A 17,753-nucleotide genomic window follows, 5' to 3' on the forward strand; every position below is an offset into this window, starting at 1 on the left:
CGCCTCCATCGACAGCCACGGACGGCTCATCGGGAGCCCGCGGCCGACCCATTCAAGGAAGAGCAACCATGCGATCACTCAACATCATTCTGCTGTCGTCGGCGTTCAACGGCCTGACCCAACGGGCCTGGCTGGAACTGCGCCAGGCCGGCCATTCGCCGAGCGTGGTGCTGTTCACCGACGAAGCCTCCGTGTGCGAACAGATCGAAAACAGCGGCGCGGACCTGGTGATCTGCCCGTTCCTGAAAGACCGCGTGCCGCAGTCGCTGTGGAGCGATGCGCAACGCCCCGTGGTGATCATCCACCCCGGCATCGTCGGCGACCGCGGCGCCAGTGCCCTGGATTGGGCCATCACCAATGAGCTGCAGACCTGGGGCGTCACCGCCCTGCAAGCGGTGGAGGAAATGGACGCCGGTCCCGTCTGGGCCACCTGCGAATTCAACCTGCCGGCGGGCCTGCGCAAGTCCGAGCTGTACAACGGCCGGGTCAGCGATGCGGCGATCCGCTGCATCCGCGAGGTGGTGGAGAAGTTCATCGCCGGGTTCGAGCCGGTGCCGCTGGACTACAACGACCCCAAAGTGCGCGGCAGCCTGCAACCGAACATGAAACAGGCCGACCGCACGTTCAGCTGGCACGACTGCGCACGGTTCATCAAACGCTGCATCGATGCCGCCGACGGTCAGCCCGGCGTGCTGGCCAGCCTGGCCGGCGGTCAGTACTACGTGTACGACGCCCACCTGGACAGCCGCACCGGCCGCCCCGGCGAGATTCTGGCGGTGCATGACGACGCCGTGCTGGTGGCCACCGGCGACCAGAGCCTGTGGATCGGCTCGCTGCGGCTCAAGCCGCAACCGGGCGAGGAGACCTTCAAGCGGCCGGCGCGGCATGTGCTGGCGGGGCAACTGGCGAAGGTGCCGGTGCTCGACTGGTCGATCGCCGACGCGCCGTTCAGCGACGAGGCGTACCAACCGATCCGCTACCGCGAGTCCGGCAAGGTCGGCGAACTGACGTTCGAGTTCTACAACGGCGCCATGAGCACCGAACAGTGCGGGCGCATGGTCCAGGCGCTGCGCTGGGCCAAGTCCCGCGACACCCAGGTGTTGCTGATCAGGGGCGGTCGCGGCAGTTTCTCCAACGGCGTGCACCTGAACGTGATCCAGGCCGCGCAGGATCCGGGGGCCGAAGCCTGGGCGAACATCCAGGCCATCGACGACGTCTGCGCCGAACTGCTCGATGCGCGGCAACTGGTGGTCAGCGGTGTGACCGGCAACGCCGGCGCCGGCGGTGTGATGCTGGCGCTGGCCGCCGACATCGTGTTCGCCCGCGCCGACATCGTGCTCAACCCGCACTACAAGAGCATGGGCCTGTACGGCTCGGAATACTGGACCTACAGCCTGCCCCGCGCCGTCGGCCCGGCCATGGCCGAGCGACTGACCCAGGCCTGCCTGCCGGTCAGCGCCGTCCAGGCCCAGCAACTGGGCATGGTGCAGGAGATCGGCCCGCGCTGCCCGGACGAGTTCGGCCTGTGGCTGCTGCAACGGGCCCACGGCGCCCTGACCGACCCGACCTACGCCGCCGTGCGCGAGCGCAAGCTGCGCACCGACCATGAACTGATCCGCCGCTGCCGCGAGGCCGAGCTGCAAGAGATGCAGGAAGACATGCTGTACAACCGCAACCAGTTCGCCGAGAAATGCCGCAACTTCGTGCTCAAGCGCAAGACCTGCTGCACCCCGGCCCGGCTGGTGGAGGACTGGGCACGGGTGCGCGAGGCCGAACTGGCCGGCTGACCCATCGGGCCCCATCGCCAGCAGGCTGGCTCCCACAGGGGATCCCGGCTGGACGCAGGATCCCTGCACACCACAAAACCTGTGGGAGCTAGCTTGCTAGCGATGAGGCCAGCACAGCCGGCATCTGTGGTGATTGACCCACCGCCATCGCCAGCAAGCTGGCTCCCACAGGTACTGCGGCTGCCCGCCGGACCGGCGAACACCCAAGAACCCTGTGGGAGCTTGCCTGCAAGCGATGAGGCCAGCACAGACAACATCCCTGTTGCCTGACCCACCGCCATCGCCAGCAAGCTGGCTCCCTCAGGCACCGCGGCTTATCATGCCGGCACCTCAGACGCCGGCCCGCCCATGGACATCGACCTCGCCCGTACCTTCCTGGAAATCGTCCGCCACGGCAGTCTCGCCGCGGCGGCGGAGAAACTGTTCGTCACGCAGACGGCCATCACCGCCCGCGTGCAGAAGCTCGAAAGCCAGTTGGGCAGCACCCTGTTCGTGCGCAATCGGGCCGGGGCGCGCCTGACGCCCAACGGCGAGGCGTTCGTGGTGTACGCCAACCAGCTGGTGCAGACCTGGGAAGCCGCCCGCCGCGACCTGCCGCTGCCCGAAGGCTACGACAACGTGCTGCACATCGGCGGCGAGGTCAGCCTGTGCAACCCGCTGATGCTCAGCTGGGCCGCCGAACTGCGCGAGCACATCCCCAGCCATGCCCTGCGCATGGAGATCCGCGACGGCGAAAACCTGCTGCGCCAGCTCGAACTCGGCGTGCTCGACGCCGCGCTCGTCTACCAGCCGGAATACTGGCCGGGCCTGCAGGTCGAGCAGGTGCTGGAGGAAAAACTCATCCTGGTGCACACCCCCGACCGCCCCGCCCCTTACGTCTACATCGACTGGGGCCCGGACTTCCGCCGCCAGCACGACGCCGCCCTGCCGGAAAAGGCCAAGGCCGCCCTGAGCTTCAACCTCGGCCCGCTGGCCTTGCAGTACATCCTGGAGAACGGCGGCAGCGGCTATTTCCGCACGCGGGTGGTGCGCACCTACCTGGAAAGCGGCGCCCTGGAGGCTGTGACCAAGGCCCCGGAATTCGGCTATCCGACCTACCTCGTCTACTCCCGCGACCGCGACTCGGCCACCTTGCAGCACGCCTTCGACCTGCTGCGCGCCGTGATCAAGGCCGACGACGACTGGTCGCAGCGCTGGAACCCGTTGAGCTGAAGCCCACGGCGCTGCGTACCGGAACCTGTCACTTGTGACCTCGCCCCCGAGCCTGCGCAGGCCGAGGGATCAGCTAATCTGCCGGATACAACAACAATATCCGCAGGTGACCGCAGTGAGGCAAACCACCGAAGCATTCCGCAGCCGCTACCGGGCGGCGATCCATCCGCTGTACAACCCGTGGCTGCACGGCGCCTTCGTGCTGCTGTTCGGCGTGCTGGCCATCGGCGCGTTCTGGAGCGGCGTGCGGCAGGTGCAGCCCCTGGAGTGGCTGACGGTGCCGCTGACCCTGCTGTTCTTCAACTTCGGCGTGTACGTGGTGCACCGGCACCTGGGGCACCACAAGAAAAGCTTCGCGAAAATGTTCTACGCCCGCCACGCCGGCGACCACCACAGTTTCTTCACCCCCGGCCACATGACCTGGGACAGCGCCCGGGACTGGCGGGTGATCCTGTTTCCCGCCTGGCTGATCGTGGTGCACACGCTGCTCGTGGCCCTGCCGCTGTGGTGGCTGTTCGCGCAGCTCAACGCCAACGTGGCCGGGCTGTTCGGCGGCTGCATGGTGCTGGGCTACCTGACCTACGAGGTGTTCCACGCCTGCGAGCACCTGCCGCCGCGCCACCCGTTGGCCCGCCTGCCGTGGATCCGCCAGATGCACCGCCTGCATGAACTGCATCACCGCCGCGAACGCATGCAGGAGCGCAACTTCAACATCGTCCTGCCGCTGATGGATTACCTGTTCGGCACCCTGTACTGGGAGCCGGAACCCGCCCACACGAACGAACCGAGGACGCCCATGACCCGCCAGCAGCACGGGATCGACATCGACGGCGAGCCCTACGCCGTGCTCGCCTACGCCGCAGACGTCAGCCTTTGGCCGCAGTGGCACCCCTCGTCGCTGAAGATTCACGGCCCCGCCGGCCCCTTGCATGCCGGCGCACGGTTCGAGGAGGACATCCGCGCCGGCGGGCGCGACGGTCACCTGATCTGGGAAGTGGACGAGTACCTGCCGGGGCGGCGCTGGTGCGCACGGGCGCGGGGCGACCACGGCCTGTCGTTGTCGCTGGTTTATGAGTGTGCGGAGGTCGGAGGGCGCACGCGGTTCGTGCGTACCCTGGACTATCGCTTCGACGGACTGGGCATGCGCCTGGCCAACCTTCTGCTGCTCAAGCGGCGCATCGAGCGCGAGTCTGCCGCCTCGATGCTGGCCCTGCGCGACCGGGCCGCTCAGCACGTGTCCCGCGCAGGAGCCGACGCGTGAAACTGCGCCATCTGATCCTGCTGCTGATCGTCATCGTGCTGGCGTTTCTGCTGCTGATGCCGACCCGCGTCGAACCGGTGGCCTGGACACCGCCGCCGGCACCGTCCATGACCGAAGGGCCCTACGCCGACAACCAGCGCCTGCGCGGCTTGCGCCAGGTCGGCCCGAGCGGCATCGAAGGGCCGGAGGCGCTGCTGCTTGAGGACGACAAGCTGATCACCGGCCTGCACGACGGCCGCGTGATCCGCACCAGCCTCGACGGCCATCAGCGCAAGGTGCTCACCGACACCGGCGGCCGTCCCTTGGGGCTGGCGCGGCATCCCAACGGCCTGCTGGTGATTGCCGATGCGGACAAGGGCCTGCTGTCACTCGACGCCCAGGGCCGGCTGGTGGCGTTGACCACCGAAGCCAACGGCTTGCCCTTCGGCTTCACCGACGACGTGGCCATCGACAAATCCGGGCACTACGCCTACTTCAGCGATGCCTCCAGCCGCTGGGGCTACGGCCACGACGGCGAGGCGATCATCGAGCACGGCGGCGACGGGCGTCTGCTGCGCTACGACTTCCAGACCGGCAAGACCAGCGTCCTGCTGGATCGGCTGGAATTCGCCAACGGCGTCACCCTGGGGCCGGACGACGCCTATGTGCTGGTCAACGAAACCGGCGCCTACCGCATCAGCCGCTATTGGCTGACCGGCCCCAACGCCGGCACCCACGACCTGTTCATCGACAACCTGCCGGGGTTGCCGGACAACCTCGCCTTCAACGGCCGCGACCGCTTCTGGGTGGCGCTGTACGCGCCGCGCAATCCGCTGCTGGACCGCACCGCCGAACATCCGTTCGTGCGCAAGGTGATTGTCCGGGCGCTCACCGTGCTGCCCAAGCCCCTGGAAAAACGCGCGTTCGTGCTGGGGCTGGACCTGGACGGCAAGGTCATCGCCAATCTGCAGGACGCCAGCGCCGGCAACTACTCGCCGATCACCACGGCGCGGGAGTACGGGGATTGGCTGTATTTCGGTTCGCTGAAGGCTTCGCACATGACGCGGATGCCGTTGGGGGCGGCCCTCAAGTAAGCCTCCAGAGGCGTGCCGGGTTCACCGGCCTCATCGCTGGCAAGCCAGCTCCCACAGGGATCCCGGGTGTTTGCAGAATCTAAGCACACCACAAAAACTGTGGGAGCTGGCTTGCCAGCGATGGCGTTGGGTCTGCTACCACAGGTTTTGTGGTGTACCTGGATCCTGCAAACACCCGAAATCCCCTGTGGGAGCCAGCCTGCTGGCGATGGCGGCCGGTCAGGCGCCGGGCGTCTGAGGCTTGTCCGGCTCGGTCTCATCCGCCGCCGGCTCCCGTTTCGGATGCCGGTAGGTGTGCGCCGGGCTGTTGGGTTCAGGGTGGGTCGGCACGGGGTCGTAGGTTCCCTGCTCTTCGCTGGGGAACTTGTCTTGGGAGGGGGTGGGACGGTTCATGGGGCACCTCGCCGGGAGCCGCTGCATGCGGGCTCTGAACATTCGAGGTGCCGGGCGGGTTCAACGTTCCGGCCGATCCGCCGCCGATGGTCGGCGGATCGGCCAGGCTCAGGCCTGTCGCTGCAGTTCCTGGACAATCTTGTCCTTGATCTGCAAGCGCTTTTCCTTGAGCTTCTTCAAGGTGTCATCGCTGGGGGCATCCGAGGTGGCGTTCTCAGCCTTGACCACGACGTCGTCCATGTCCAGATACTGGCTGGCCAATGAATCCAGATGCGGCCTTTGGGTGCGTAATTGCTGGAACGCTTCCTTGGTAATCTTCAAATCCGCAAGCAGGTCATGCTTAACCGGCATGGAACACCTCCGTCAATTGATCGCGGCCAACACGCCCTATTGCGTTCGCCAGCTATCAGGATGGCCTCGGTTGCGGGTTCTGTCGACTGCCGGCCAGGCGGCAAACGACCGTTCGTCGCCCTGGCGCCAACCGGACCAAACCTTTGCCGGCCCATCTCCCTCCACTGAATAACGCTCACAACCAATGCGTGGAGAATGACCAATGGACGGATTCAACCTGCGTCACCTGGCCCTGGCCGTCGCCCTGTGCACCGGCATGGGCAGTGCCTTCGCCGCCACCTCCAACACCTTCGTCGACAACGCCGCCGCCGGCGGCATCGCGGAGATCGAAGCGAGCCGCCTGGCCCTGGAGAAAAGCGCCTCGGCCGACATCAAGGCCTTCGCGACGATGATGATCACCGACCACGGCAACGCCAACGACGAACTGGCCACCATCGCCAAGGCCCACGGCATCGAAGTGCCCGACGAGACCACCCTGACCAAGCAGGCCAAGGAAAAGATCCTCGAACTGCGCGACGAATCCTTCGATGCGGCCTACGCCAACAATCAGGTGAAGGCCCACGAAGAAGCCATCGAGCTGTTCAAGAAAGAAGCCAATACCGTGACCGACGACAAGGTCAAGGGCGGCCCCGAGCTCAAGGCCTTCGCCCAGAAGATGCTGCCGGCCCTGGAGAAGCACCTGGCCCAGGCCAAGGATCTGCAGGCCAAGCACCCGAGCAAGTGACGTGCGCCCCGGGCCTCAGGCGCTGAGCACCGTGCGGATCATCCGCAGCAGCGCCTGGGGGCTGTAGGGCTTGCCGAGCAGGTGGGTGTCGGGGCTGAGCTGGTGGTTGCGCGAGATGATGTCGCGGGTGTAGCCGGAGGTGAACAGCACTGCCACCGGCGGCGACTGCACCTTGGCCCAGGCGGCCAGCTCGGCGCTCTTGATCAGGCCGGGCATGACCACGTCGGTGAAGATCAGCTGCACCGAGGCGCCGTCGAGCAGCAACTGCATCGCCGCGTCGCCGTTGCCGGCGGTCAGCACCCGGTAGCCTTCCTCGCGCAGCAGCTCCACGGTGGAGCCGCGCACCGCGTCATTGTCCTCGACTACCAACAGGGTCTCGTGGCCGCCCTGCTGCTGGCGGCCGGCGTCCGGCGATTCGTCCCGCAGCGGCTGCAGGCTGCGCGGGAAAAACAATTGCACCCGCGTGCCCTCGCCCACTCGGCTGTCGATCTCCACATGGCCGCCGCTCTGTTTGACGAACCCGAACACCATGCTCAGCCCGAGCCCGGTGCCCTGGCCGTCGGCCTTGGTGGTGAAGAAAGGCTCGAACACCTGCTCCAGCAGGTTCGCAGCAATCCCGACGCCGCTGTCGCCCACCGACATCCGCACGAAATCCCCCGGCAGGATGCCCTTGCCGGCGCAGAACGACTGATCCAGGGTGAGGTTGTCCGCGCTGAGGGTGATCGTGCCCTCGCCCTTCATGGCGTCCCGGGCGTTGATCGCCAGGTTGAGCACGGCGTTTTCCAGTTGGTTGCGGTCGACGTTGATCCGCCAGGGCTTGTGCGGCAAGTGCACGTCGATCCGGATGGTCTCGCCCAATGCCCGCTGCAGCAGTTCGCCGAGGCCGTCGAAGATGTCCGCCAGGTTGCACACCGCCGGCGTCAGCGGCTGGCGCCGGGCGAAGGCCAGCAATTGCGACGACAGCTTGGCGCCGCGCTCCACCGCCGCCAGCGAGGCGTTGACCCGACGCTGTACGTTGGGGTTGTCGCGCTCGTGCCGGGCCAGCAGGTTGAGGTTGCCGGCGATCACTTGCAGCAGGTTGTTGAAGTCGTGGGCCACGCCGCCGGTCAGCCCGCCGATGGCCTCCAGCTTCTGCGACTGGCGCAACTGCTCCTCGGCCGCCAGCCGCGCCTCGACTTCGGCGGCCACCCGCTGCTCGAGGTTGCGGGTGAACTTGAGCAAGGACTCTTCGGCGGTCTTGCGCTCATGGATATCGATCAGCACGCCGGGGAAGCGGAACGCCTCGCCCCGTTCGTTGAATTCGCAGGCGCCGCTGGCCAGCACCCACAGGAAGCTGCCGTCGGCGCGCAGCACCCGGTACTCGGCGTTGTAGGGTTCGCCGGTGAGCACTGCCTGCTCGACGCACTCGGCGACCCAGACGCGGTCGTCGGGATGGATGTGGGCTTCGGCGATGTGCTGCGGCAGGTTGGTCAGGTCCTGGCCCGACGGATAGGAGAAAGTGCGGGCGAAACGCTCGTCGGCCGACAGCACGTCGTTCTTCACGTCCCACACGAAGGAGCCCAGCAGCGCCCCGGCGTTGAGCGCCAGGCGCACCCGTTCGTTGTCGGCGCGGTAGGCGTCCTCGGCGGCCTGGCGCAGGCGCTCGGACAGCACCAGCTCGGTGGTCTCGACCACCATCGCCATCACCCCCGCCGGCGCGCCCCGGTCGTCGGCCACCGGGCTGTAGTAGAGGTCGAGCCAGACGTCTTCGGGCACGCCGTCGCGCAACAGCACCAGATCCTTGTTGCGGTATTCCAGGGTGCCGCCGGCCAGACAGGTGTCGACCACGTGGCGGTTGAAGTCGGCGACTTCCGGCCAGCCCAGTTCCACGGGCGTACCCAGCAGGTACGGGTGGCGTCCGCCGGCGAACCGCGAATAGGCATCGTTGTAGATCATGTAGCCGTCACGGCCCCAGAGCATGACCATCGGCAACGGCGAGGCGAGCATCAGCCGCACCGTGCTGCACAGGCTGGCCGGCCAGGTCTCGAGGGAGCCCAGACCGGTTCGGCCCCAGTCAAAGGCACGGATGCGCCCGGCCATTTCACCTTTCCAGCCATCGCATCCATGGTTGTCGGATAGAAACTGCATCGCCCGATTCAACACTCTGTGGTGAGTCCGATCAATCGCAACGCCCGGTGACGCCACGCCCCTGTGTTTCGAACCTCCCGCGCCGCAAATGGTTGCATAAGAGGTATAGCCGATTTCCCCCGCCCCGGCCTTCAGACTTCGATCAAGTGCTTGAGCGGGTGATAGCCGGTCTTGATCCGGGCCGCCACGTCGAGGATGGCCTTCTGGATGCCGTTGAGGTGCATGCAGGTCAGTTCGACGGCGGCGCTCTGGTTGCCGGCCTCGATGTACTCGATCAACCGCAGGTGCTCGTCGTCGCGGCAGGCTTCGTGGCTGTCGTCGTCCAGGGCGGCCGCGTACAGCGAGGCGCGGGAGATCAGTTTCTGGAACCAGTCCAGCAGCACCGGGTTGTTCAGGCTGCGGGCCAACTTGATGTGGAACTCGCCGAGCAGGTGGATCAACCGCTCGTGGTCGCCGGCCTGATGGGCTTCGTCCTCCAGCAGCAGGTGGTCGCGCAGGTCCTGCATCGCCGCCGTGTCCTTGCGCCGGCACAGCTCGGTGACGATGCCGATCTCCACCAGCCGCCGGGTTTCGAACAGGGAACGGATCTCTTCGTCGCTGGGCAGCGACACCGACGCACCTTTATTGGGCTCGGTGGTGACCAGGCCGTCGGCCTCCAGTTGTTTGAGCGCCGCACGAACCGACGTGCGGCTGACATTGAACAGTTCCGCCAGCGACGCCTCGCCCAGCTTCATGCCGGGGCGCAGCGAGCGCTTGCTGATCGCCTCGTAAACCCCTTGGTAGACGCGGTCGACCAAGGTTTCCGGTTTTTTCTCGGTCATTGCAAAGCTCCTTCAGTGCCGGCAACGGTCCGTCGGCGCTGCTTGCCAAAAAGCGCAGCCGCGGAAAAAGGGGGTTGCACAGCCAGATTAATCCGGGTATTTCTAAATTGCATTCAGATATTGCATACAATAATTAGAGGATTGCACCATTATGGGTCAACCAATAGCAATTGAAGTGCGCAACGTCTCCAAGCGGTACTCCGAAGACCCCGGCCTGGCGCCGGCTCTCGACAATGTGTCGGTGAACATCGCCGACAACGAATTCTTCACCCTCCTCGGTCCGTCCGGCTGCGGCAAGACCACCCTGCTGCGCACCATCGCCGGGTTCGAGCACGTCAGCGAAGGCCAGATCCGCCTGGCCGGCGAGCCGGTCAACGACTTGCCGCCGTTCAAGCGCCGGGTCAACACGGTGTTCCAGAGCTACGCGCTGTTTCCGCACATGAGTGTTGCGCAGAATATCGCCTTCGGCCTCGAGATGCAGGGCCTTGAGCGCAAGCTGATCCCCGACCGCGTCGAAGAGATGCTCGCGCTGGTGCAGATGCAGCACCTGGCCGGGCGCAAGCCGGCGCAGCTGTCCGGCGGCCAGCAGCAGCGCGTGGCCCTGGCCCGGGCCCTGGCGCCCAAGCCGAAAGTCCTGCTGCTGGACGAGCCGCTGTCGGCGCTGGACCTGAAGCTGCGCAAGGAAATGCAGGTCGAGCTCAAGCGCGTGCAGCAGGAAGCCGGCATCACCTTCATCTTCGTCACCCACGACCAGGAAGAGGCCCTGACCCTGTCCGACCGCATCGCGGTGATGTCGGCCGGCAAGATCCTGCAGATCGGCACGCCCACTGAGATCTACGAACGCCCGCAGCACCGTTTCGTCGCCCAGTTCATCGGCGACATCAACTTCCTCCCCGGCCGGCTCAAGCGCGGCGAGCGCAACGAGAACCTGTTCGTGCCCGACGGCATGCCGGTGGAGATTCCCTGCCCGCCCCAGGGCGTCGACGGCGCCAGCGTGCAGTTGGCGTTCCGCCCGGAGCGCTCGCGGCTGGTCGCACCCCACGAGCCCCATCACCTGGGCGGGGTGATCGAGGCGGTGCTGTACGTCGGCACCGCCACGCTGTACCAGTGCCGGTTGAACAACGACATCAAGGTCATGCTGCGCGAGAACAACGAAGGCCTGCACCAGGGCCGCGGCGTCGGCGAGCGCGTGGCGGTGCACCTGCCGCCCCAGGCCTGCCTGCTGATGGAGGCCTGAGATGAGCGTCACCGGCACGTCCCCGACCCTCAACCGCGCGCTGCTGCTCAGCCCGGTGGTGTTGACCCTGCTTGCCCTGATCGCCATTCCGCTGGGGATCATGGGCTATATCAGCCTGTTGCCGCGCAACCTCTACGGCGGCGTCGACTGGCAAGCCGACTGGCAACTGCAAAGCTACGTGCAGCTGTTTTTCCAGGAAGGCTTCGACGGCGGTCTCGAACTGAACTGGGTGTACGCCCAGGCCCTGCTGCGCTCAGTGTTCCAGGCCGGCGGCACCACGGTGCTGTGCTTCCTGTTCGGCTTTCCGGTGGCGCTGTGGATGTCGAGCCTGACCCCGCGCCGGCGCAACCTGATGGTGTTGCTCATCACCATTCCGTTCTGGACCAACCTGCTGATCCGCAACTACGCCTGGCTGATCATCCTGCGCGAGCAGGGCTGGGTCGCCCAGAGCCTCAACGCGCTGTTGCCCCAGGCCGGCGGCATCACCCTGCTCTACAACGACTTCGCGGTCAGCGTCGGGCTGGTCTACAGCTTCCTGCCGTTCATGATCCTGCCGATCTACTCGACCCTGGAGAAACTCGATTGGCGCCTGGTGGAGGCCGCCTACGACCTGGGCGCCAACCGCTGGCACGCGCTGCGCCGGATCATCCTGCCGCTGTCGATGCCCGGCGTGATCGCCGGCGCCCTGCTGGTGTTCGTGCCGAGCCTGGGGGCGTTCATCACCCCGGCGATCCTGGGCGGCGGCAAGACGCTGATGATCGGCAACCTGATCCAGCAGCAGTTCGGCACCGCACGCAACTGGCCCCTGGGCAGTTCGCTGTCGTTCCTGCTGCTGGGGATCCTGTTGCTGTCGCTGGTGCTGTACGCCCTCTACAGCCGCAACGCGGCCAAGAACCTCCACCGGGGAGCCCGCCCATGATCGCCCTGCACCTGAAGAAACTGCCCGCCACCCGGGAGATCAGCCTGCTGATCCTGGCCTACCTGTATCTGCCGATCCTGGTGCTGATCGTCTACAGCTTCAACGCCAACCGTTCGGCGACGGTGTGGACCGAGTTCTCCTTCGCCTGGTACGGGCGGATCCTGGCCAACCCGTCGATCCAGACGGCGGCGCTGAACTCGGTGATCGTCGCGGCCATCGCCACGGTATGCGCCACGGCCATCGCGCTGCTGGCGGCGCTGGCCACCTGCCGGCCGTTCTACGGGCAGAAGATGGTCGAGGGCGGGATCAACCTGCCGCTGATCCTGCCGGAGATCGTCACCGCCGTGGCGACCTTGCTGCTGTTCATGTCGCTGGGGATCAAGCTCGGCCTGCTGACGGTGATCGTGGCGCACATCGGCTTCTGCATCCCGTTCGCCTACCTGCCGATCCGCGCGCGCCTCAACGATCTGGACCGGAGCCTGCTGGAGGCGGCCAATGACCTGTACGCCAACCCGTGGCAGGTGTTCCGCCGCGTGACCCTGCCGCTGCTGTGGCCGGCGGTGCTGTCCGGCGCCGTGCTGGCGTTCGTGGTCAGCCTCGACGATTTCATCATGACCTTCTTCGTCGCGGGCCCCGGTTCCACCACGCTGCCGGTGTACATCTTCTCGGCGATCAAGGCCGGCGTGACCCCGGAGATCAACGCGATCTCGACCCTGATGCTGGTGATTTCCATCGTGCTGGTGGTGCTGGCCTTCTGGCTGGGCCAGCGCGGCAAACAACAATGAAGAAAACCTGGAGCGCTCTCATGAAAACCAAAGGCATGCGTCTGGCGGTATCCGGTTTGGCCCTGAGTTGTCTCACCGCGTTCGGCGCCCACGCCGCCGAGCCCAAGGAGCTGTTCTTCTACAACTGGACCGACTACTACCCGGTGGATCTGCTGGCCAAGTTCGAGAAAGAAACCGGCATCAAGGTCACCATGGACGGCTACGACAGCAACGAGACCCTGCTGGCCAAACTGCAGGCCGGCGGCGCGGCGTACGACGTGATCGTGCCGTCGCAGTCGATCATGCAGACGCTGATCCAGCAGAACCTGCTGCTGGAGATCGACGCGCCGGGCCTGAGCAACTTCCAGTACGTCAAAGGGCCGTTCCGTGACCCGAGCTTCGACCCCGGCCGCAAATACTCGGCGCCGTACCTGTGGGGCACCACCGGGTTCTCCTACGACAGCGCGCGGGTGCCGGGCGGCAAGCTGGACGACTCGTGGAAGGAGTTCTTCGAACCGCGCAAGGAACTGCAAGGCCAGCTCGCCGCCCTCGACACCTCCAGCAGCGTGATCAACGCCGCCAGCCATTACCTGAACGTCGACGAGTGCACGGAAAACCCGCAGGACGCCAAGCGCATCCTGGAGCTGCTGCAGAAGCAGAAGCCGTTCCTGAAGATGTACAGCTCCGACAACACCGTCGACCGCATGGCCTCCGGCGAAGTGATCATGATGCAGAACTGGAACGGCTCCACCGCCCGCGCCACCTTGCAGAAGAGCACCATCCGCTACGTGTACCCCCGCGAAGGCCTGGCGATGTTCCAGGACAACTTCGCCGTGCCCAGGAGCGCGCCGCACCCGGGCAACGCGAAGATCTTCATCGACTGGATGATGAAACCGGAAAACGCCGCCGCCGTGTCCAACGCCATCGCCTACGCCAACGGCATCCAGAGCGATCAGTTGCTCGACGCGAAATGGAAGGTCATGGACGCCATCAACATGCCCGACGAATACGCCTCGCGCCTGCGCCCGGAAAAGGAATGCAGCAACAAGGCGCGGGAGCTGCAGGACCGCATCTGGTCCAAGCTCAAGGGCTGAAGACCGCATCGCGGCCATCGCGGGCAGGCTCGCTCCCACAGGAGCCTGGGTTTGCGCACATTCCCCTGTGGGAGCCGGCTTGCTGGCGATGGCGTCAGTCCAGGCACCACAGGCCTGGAGCTGCGGTGCGACGACTCGACTTGCGAGCGATGAGGCCCGCCCCGACAACATCGAAATAGAGGTATGAAATGTCCCACCCCCGCTGGCTCAGAAACGTACGCCCCTACGGCGCCCCCGCCGAAGACCTGCTGATCGAGGACGGCCGCTTCACCCAGCGCCGCGCAGCGTCCCCGGCGCCCCTGGCCGCCACCGACATCGACGGCAAGCACCGCCTGCTGACCGCTAGCCTGGTGGAAAGCCACGTCCACCTGGACAAGACCCTCTACGGCCAGCCCTGGCGCCCGAACAGCGCAGGCCCGACCCTCAAGGACTACATCGCCAACGAACGCCGGGTGCTGCGCGAGGTTCGCGCGCCGATCGCCGTACGCGCCGGGGCCCTGCTGGAGAACTGCATCGCCCGCGGTTCGCTGACGATGCGCTGCCACGTCGACATCGACCCGGAATTCGGCCTGCGCCATGTCGAAGCCATGCTGCAACTGCGCGAACGCTACAACGACCTGATCGACCTGCAACTGGTGGTGTTCCCGCAGACCGGCCTGATCAGCCGCCCCGGCACCGCCGACCTGATGCGCGAAGCCATGGCCCTGGGCGTGGAGAACGTCGGCGGCCTCGACCCCTGCGGCATCGACAACGACCCCATCGCGCAACTGGACTTCGTGTTTTCGTTGGCCGCCGAATTCGGGCGCGGCGTCGACATTCACCTGCACGACAAGGGCGAGCTGGGCCTGTGGCAGATCGCCCGGATCGCCGACTTCACCGAACGCTTCGGCCTGCAGGGCGGTGTGATGATCAGCCACGCCTATTGCCTGGGCATGCTGCCGTGGAGCCAGGTCCGGCCGGTGGCCGAACGGCTGGCGGCGCTGGGGATTTCGCTGATGAGCTCGGCGCCGGCCGATTGCCCGGTGCCGCCGTTCCTGGCCCTGCGTGAGGTCGGGGTCAACGTGTGCCTGGGCTCGGACGGCATCCGCGACGCGTGGTCGCCGATGGGCAACGGCGACATGCTGGAACGGGCGATGCTGCTGGCGTTCCGGTTCGACCTGAACAAGGACGAGGAACTGGCCGCGGCGTTCGACGCAGCCACGGTCAACGGGGCCCGCGCCTTGGGCGTCGAGGGGCATGGCTTCGGCATCGGCCGGGCGGCCGACTTTCTGCTGATGCCGGTGGAGACCCTCGGCGAGGCGGTGGTGGCGCGGCCGGTGCGGCAAGTCTACCGGGGCGGCGAACTGATCGCCGACGGCGGCCGCCTGCTGGGCAGCCGCTTGTGAAGCGCTCGGGCCTGAAGGCCGCTTGCGTGGTCGGCTTCGACGGCACGCGGCATGTGCTGTGGCGCGACGGCGAGGTGGTGTTCGAAGGCTCTCGCATCGTGTTCGTCGGGCGCGGTTATCCGGGGCCGGTGGACAGCTGGACCGATTACGGCAATGCCCTGATCGGTCCCGGCTTCATCGACCTCGACGCCCTCGGCGACCTCGACTCCACGGTGCTGACCCTCGACAACGGCGACGAGCGCGCCATGGGCCGCATGTGGTCGGCGGACTACCTGGCGGCCGGTCCGCGGGAGTCGTTCAGCGCCGACGAAGAGGTCTTCAAGTACCGCTACGCCTTCACCCAACTGATCCGCAACGGCATCACCACGGCGATGCCGATCACCTCGATGTACTACCGCGAATGGGCGGAGCGCTACGACGAGTTTGCGGCGGTCACAGGCGTCGCCGCCGAACTGGGCCTGCGCACCTACCTGGGCCCCTGCTACATGAGCGGCATGAGTTACTGGCGCGCCGACGGCACCCTCGCCCATCACTGGGACGAAGGCCGGGGCCTGGCCGGGCTCGATGACGCCGAGCGGTTCTTCAAGGATTTCGACGGCGCCCATGACGGGCTGATCCGCGGCGCCCTGCTGCCCGATCGCATCCAGACCTGCACCCCGGCACTGCTGCAACGCACCGCCGCACTGAGCCGCGAACTGAACGCGCCGGTGCGCCTGCACTGCTGTCAGGCGCCCGGGGAAGTGGCGATGGTCGAGCGCTTGCACGGCACCTCGCCGCTGGGCTGGCTGCAACGGCTCGGCCTGCTGACCCCGCGCAGCCTGCTGCCCCACGGCATCTACACCCGTGGCGACGACGACCTGCAACGGCTGATCGACGGCGGCGCGAGCCTGGTGCATTGCCCGCTGGTGTTCGTCCGGGACGGCGAAGCGCTGGACTCGTTCGGGCGCCACCGGGCCCGAGGCGTCAACTTCGCCCTCGGCACCGACACCTGGCCGGCGGACTTGCTGTCGAACATGCGCCACGGCCTGAACATCGCCCGGCTGATGGAGGGCGGCCCCTCGCTGACCTGCGGCCTGGACCTGTACAACGCCGCCACCCTCGGCGGCGCCCAGGCGCTGGGCCGCGACGACCTCGGCCGGCTCGCGCCGGGCGCCAAGGCCGACATCACCGTGTTCAGCCTGCGCGGGATGCACCTGGGGCCACTGTTCGACCCGCTGAAGAACCTGCTGCTGGCCGGACGCGGCGACGACTGCATCGCCAGCTACATCGACGGTCGCTGCGTGATGCGCGACGGCCAGGTCATTGGCGTGGACTACCCGTCCCTGCAGCGCCAGGCCCAGCGCCAATACGAAAAACTGATGCGCAGCCACAGCGACCGGGCCTTCGGCCGACCGGACTGGAAAACCCTGTTCCGCCCGGCCATCCCGTTCGCCGACGACTACAGCGCCGACGCGCCCTTGAGCGCCATCGATCCCCTTCCTTAGAGATTTCTGCCATGCACAGCTTCGATTTCAGCCGACTCAGCCCGCGGGAAAAGTACAAGATCCTCATCGGCAGCGTGGTGCCCCGGCCGATTGCGCTGGTCACCACCGTGGACGGCGAAGGCCGGGTCAACGCCGCGCCGTTCAGCTTCTTCAATGCGCTGTCGGCGGACCCGCCGATCCTGGCCCTGGGCGTGGAGAACTATCAGGATCAGAGCCCCAAGGACACCACCCGCAACATCCAGCTGAATCAAGAGTTCACCGTGAACATCGTCAGCGATGCCCTGGTGGAGGCCATGAACGTCTGCGCCGTGCCCTTCGCGCCGGGCTTCGACGAACTGACCGCCGCCGGCCTGACCGCCATCGCCGGCACCACGGTCAAATGCCCGCGCATCGGCGAGGCGCCGGTGGCGCTGGAATGCCGGCGGATGATGGCGCTGTCCATCGGCCAGTCCCGGGAAATCATCCTGGGCGAAGTGCTGATGGCCCATGTGCGCGACGAACTGATCGACCCCAAGACCCTGTATATCGACCAACTGGGCCTGGACGCCATCGGCCGCATGGGCGGCCACGGCTACGCCCGCACCCGCGACTACTTCGACCTGCCGACCCGCTCGCTGCAGGCCTGGACCGAAGCGCCGGGCGGCGGCGAAAGGCTTTGGCCTTCGGCCGAATGACCGCCGCCGTGCCTTGTGGGAACGGGCTTGTCAGCTCCCACAAGGTTGGTGGTGTACATGGACTGATCCTTTGTGGGAGCCAGCCTGCTGGCGATAGCGATGGGTCAGGCAACAGAGATGTCGGCTGTGCCGGCCTCATCGCTGGCAAGCCAGCTCCCACAGGTTTTGTGGTGTGCCTGGATCTTGCAGACACCCGAGATCCCTTGTGGGAGCCAGCCTGCTGGCGATGGCGGTGGGTCAGGCAACAGGGATGTCGGCTGTGCCGGCCTCATCGCTTGCAGGCAAGCTCCTACAGGTTTTGGGGTGAACATGAATCCTGCGGACACCCGAGATCCCTTGTGGGAGCCAGCCTGCTGGCGATGGCGGTGGGTCAGGCAACAGGGATGTCGGCTGTGCCGGCCTCATCGCTTGCAGGCAAGCTCCTACAGGTTTTGGGGTGAACATGAT

General features: G+C 66.5%; 16 protein-coding genes. 12 read left to right on the plus strand and 4 right to left on the minus strand.

Annotated elements, in window-relative coordinates; genetic code table 11:
- The first annotated feature begins 68 nt into the window (after window positions 1-68).
- From CAG33_RS15295 to CAG33_RS15310, 4 genes are all read left to right on the plus strand, one after another.
- The gene (locus CAG33_RS15295) at window positions 69-1,787 is read left to right on the plus strand and encodes a hydrogenase maturation protein (protein ID WP_085639129.1); all 1,719 of its coding nucleotides are present in this window, start codon (window positions 69-71) and stop codon (window positions 1,785-1,787) included.
- A gap of 348 nt (window positions 1,788-2,135) precedes the next feature.
- Window positions 2,136-2,999, plus strand: coding sequence for a LysR family transcriptional regulator (locus CAG33_RS15300; RefSeq protein WP_085585775.1), 864 nt, complete (start codon window positions 2,136-2,138; stop codon window positions 2,997-2,999).
- Between the two features lie 115 nt (window positions 3,000-3,114).
- Window positions 3,115-4,260: an SRPBCC family protein gene (locus CAG33_RS15305; RefSeq protein WP_085639132.1), complete on the plus strand. Its 1,146-nt coding sequence runs from the start codon at window positions 3,115-3,117 to the stop codon at window positions 4,258-4,260.
- Complete coding sequence (locus CAG33_RS15310) at window positions 4,257-5,333, plus strand: SMP-30/gluconolactonase/LRE family protein (protein ID WP_085633009.1); 1,077 nt, start codon at window positions 4,257-4,259, stop codon at window positions 5,331-5,333. Before CAG33_RS15305 ends, CAG33_RS15310 begins: the two co-directional genes overlap by 4 nt.
- Before the next feature lie 219 nt (window positions 5,334-5,552).
- Here CAG33_RS15310 and CAG33_RS28515 read toward each other — a convergent pair whose 3' ends face one another.
- Window positions 5,553-5,726 carry a hypothetical protein gene (locus CAG33_RS28515; protein WP_170930010.1) on the minus strand — a complete coding sequence of 58 codons (174 nt, stop codon included), beginning with the start codon at window positions 5,724-5,726 and terminating at the stop codon, window positions 5,553-5,555.
- 108 nt (window positions 5,727-5,834) lie between these two features.
- The gene (locus CAG33_RS15320; protein WP_085639135.1) at window positions 5,835-6,077 is read right to left on the minus strand and encodes a DUF465 domain-containing protein; all 243 of its coding nucleotides are present in this window, start codon (window positions 6,075-6,077) and stop codon (window positions 5,835-5,837) included.
- A gap of 202 nt (window positions 6,078-6,279) precedes the next feature.
- Here CAG33_RS15320 and CAG33_RS15325 point away from each other — a divergent pair, with 202 nt between their 5' ends.
- On the plus strand, window positions 6,280-6,801 hold the full coding sequence (locus CAG33_RS15325) for a DUF4142 domain-containing protein (protein ID WP_085639138.1): 522 nt from the start codon (window positions 6,280-6,282) through the stop codon (window positions 6,799-6,801).
- A 15-nt stretch (window positions 6,802-6,816) separates the two neighbouring features.
- On the opposite strand, the gene CAG33_RS15330 is transcribed toward CAG33_RS15325, so the two are convergent.
- Together CAG33_RS15330 and CAG33_RS15335 are read right to left on the minus strand one after the other, a co-directional pair.
- Window positions 6,817-8,928 carry a PAS domain-containing sensor histidine kinase gene (locus CAG33_RS15330; protein WP_085639141.1) on the minus strand — a complete coding sequence of 704 codons (2,112 nt, stop codon included), beginning with the start codon at window positions 8,926-8,928 and terminating at the stop codon, window positions 6,817-6,819.
- Window positions 8,929-9,059: 131 nt separating this feature from the next.
- Window positions 9,060-9,749: a GntR family transcriptional regulator gene (locus tag CAG33_RS15335; protein ID WP_085585760.1), complete on the minus strand. Its 690-nt coding sequence runs from the start codon at window positions 9,747-9,749 to the stop codon at window positions 9,060-9,062.
- A 151-nt stretch (window positions 9,750-9,900) separates the two neighbouring features.
- Between CAG33_RS15335 and CAG33_RS15340 the strand changes: the two genes are divergently transcribed.
- The 7 genes from CAG33_RS15340 to CAG33_RS15370 all read left to right on the plus strand — a co-directional run bounded on the left by CAG33_RS15340 (window position 9,901) and on the right by CAG33_RS15370 (window position 17,306).
- On the plus strand, window positions 9,901-10,986 hold the full coding sequence (locus tag CAG33_RS15340) for an ABC transporter ATP-binding protein (RefSeq protein WP_085585758.1): 1,086 nt from the start codon (window positions 9,901-9,903) through the stop codon (window positions 10,984-10,986).
- Between the two features lies 1 nt (window position 10,987).
- A complete protein-coding gene (locus CAG33_RS15345) occupies window positions 10,988-11,905 on the plus strand; it encodes an ABC transporter permease (RefSeq protein WP_085585756.1) in 918 nt (305 codons plus the stop codon).
- Complete coding sequence (locus CAG33_RS15350) at window positions 11,902-12,690, plus strand: ABC transporter permease (protein ID WP_085585754.1); 789 nt, start codon at window positions 11,902-11,904, stop codon at window positions 12,688-12,690. Before CAG33_RS15345 ends, CAG33_RS15350 begins: the two co-directional genes overlap by 4 nt.
- 20 nt (window positions 12,691-12,710) lie before the next feature.
- Window positions 12,711-13,763 carry an extracellular solute-binding protein gene (locus tag CAG33_RS15355; protein WP_085585752.1) on the plus strand — a complete coding sequence of 351 codons (1,053 nt, stop codon included), beginning with the start codon at window positions 12,711-12,713 and terminating at the stop codon, window positions 13,761-13,763.
- 188 nt (window positions 13,764-13,951) lie between these two features.
- Window positions 13,952-15,148 carry an amidohydrolase family protein gene (locus CAG33_RS15360; RefSeq protein WP_085639144.1) on the plus strand — a complete coding sequence of 399 codons (1,197 nt, stop codon included), beginning with the start codon at window positions 13,952-13,954 and terminating at the stop codon, window positions 15,146-15,148.
- Window positions 15,145-16,632: an amidohydrolase family protein gene (locus CAG33_RS15365; protein WP_085639147.1), complete on the plus strand. Its 1,488-nt coding sequence runs from the start codon at window positions 15,145-15,147 to the stop codon at window positions 16,630-16,632. The genes CAG33_RS15360 and CAG33_RS15365 overlap by 4 nt, the downstream gene beginning before the upstream one ends.
- Before the next feature lie 11 nt (window positions 16,633-16,643).
- Window positions 16,644-17,306, plus strand: coding sequence for a flavin reductase family protein (locus tag CAG33_RS15370; protein WP_085632997.1), 663 nt, complete (start codon window positions 16,644-16,646; stop codon window positions 17,304-17,306).
- Window positions 17,307-17,753 lie beyond the last annotated feature (447 nt).

Origin of the sequence: Pseudomonas sp. B3(2017) (genome assembly GCF_002113595.1) — a bacterium.
GTDB lineage: Bacteria > Pseudomonadota > Gammaproteobacteria > Pseudomonadales > Pseudomonadaceae > Aquipseudomonas > Aquipseudomonas ekonensis.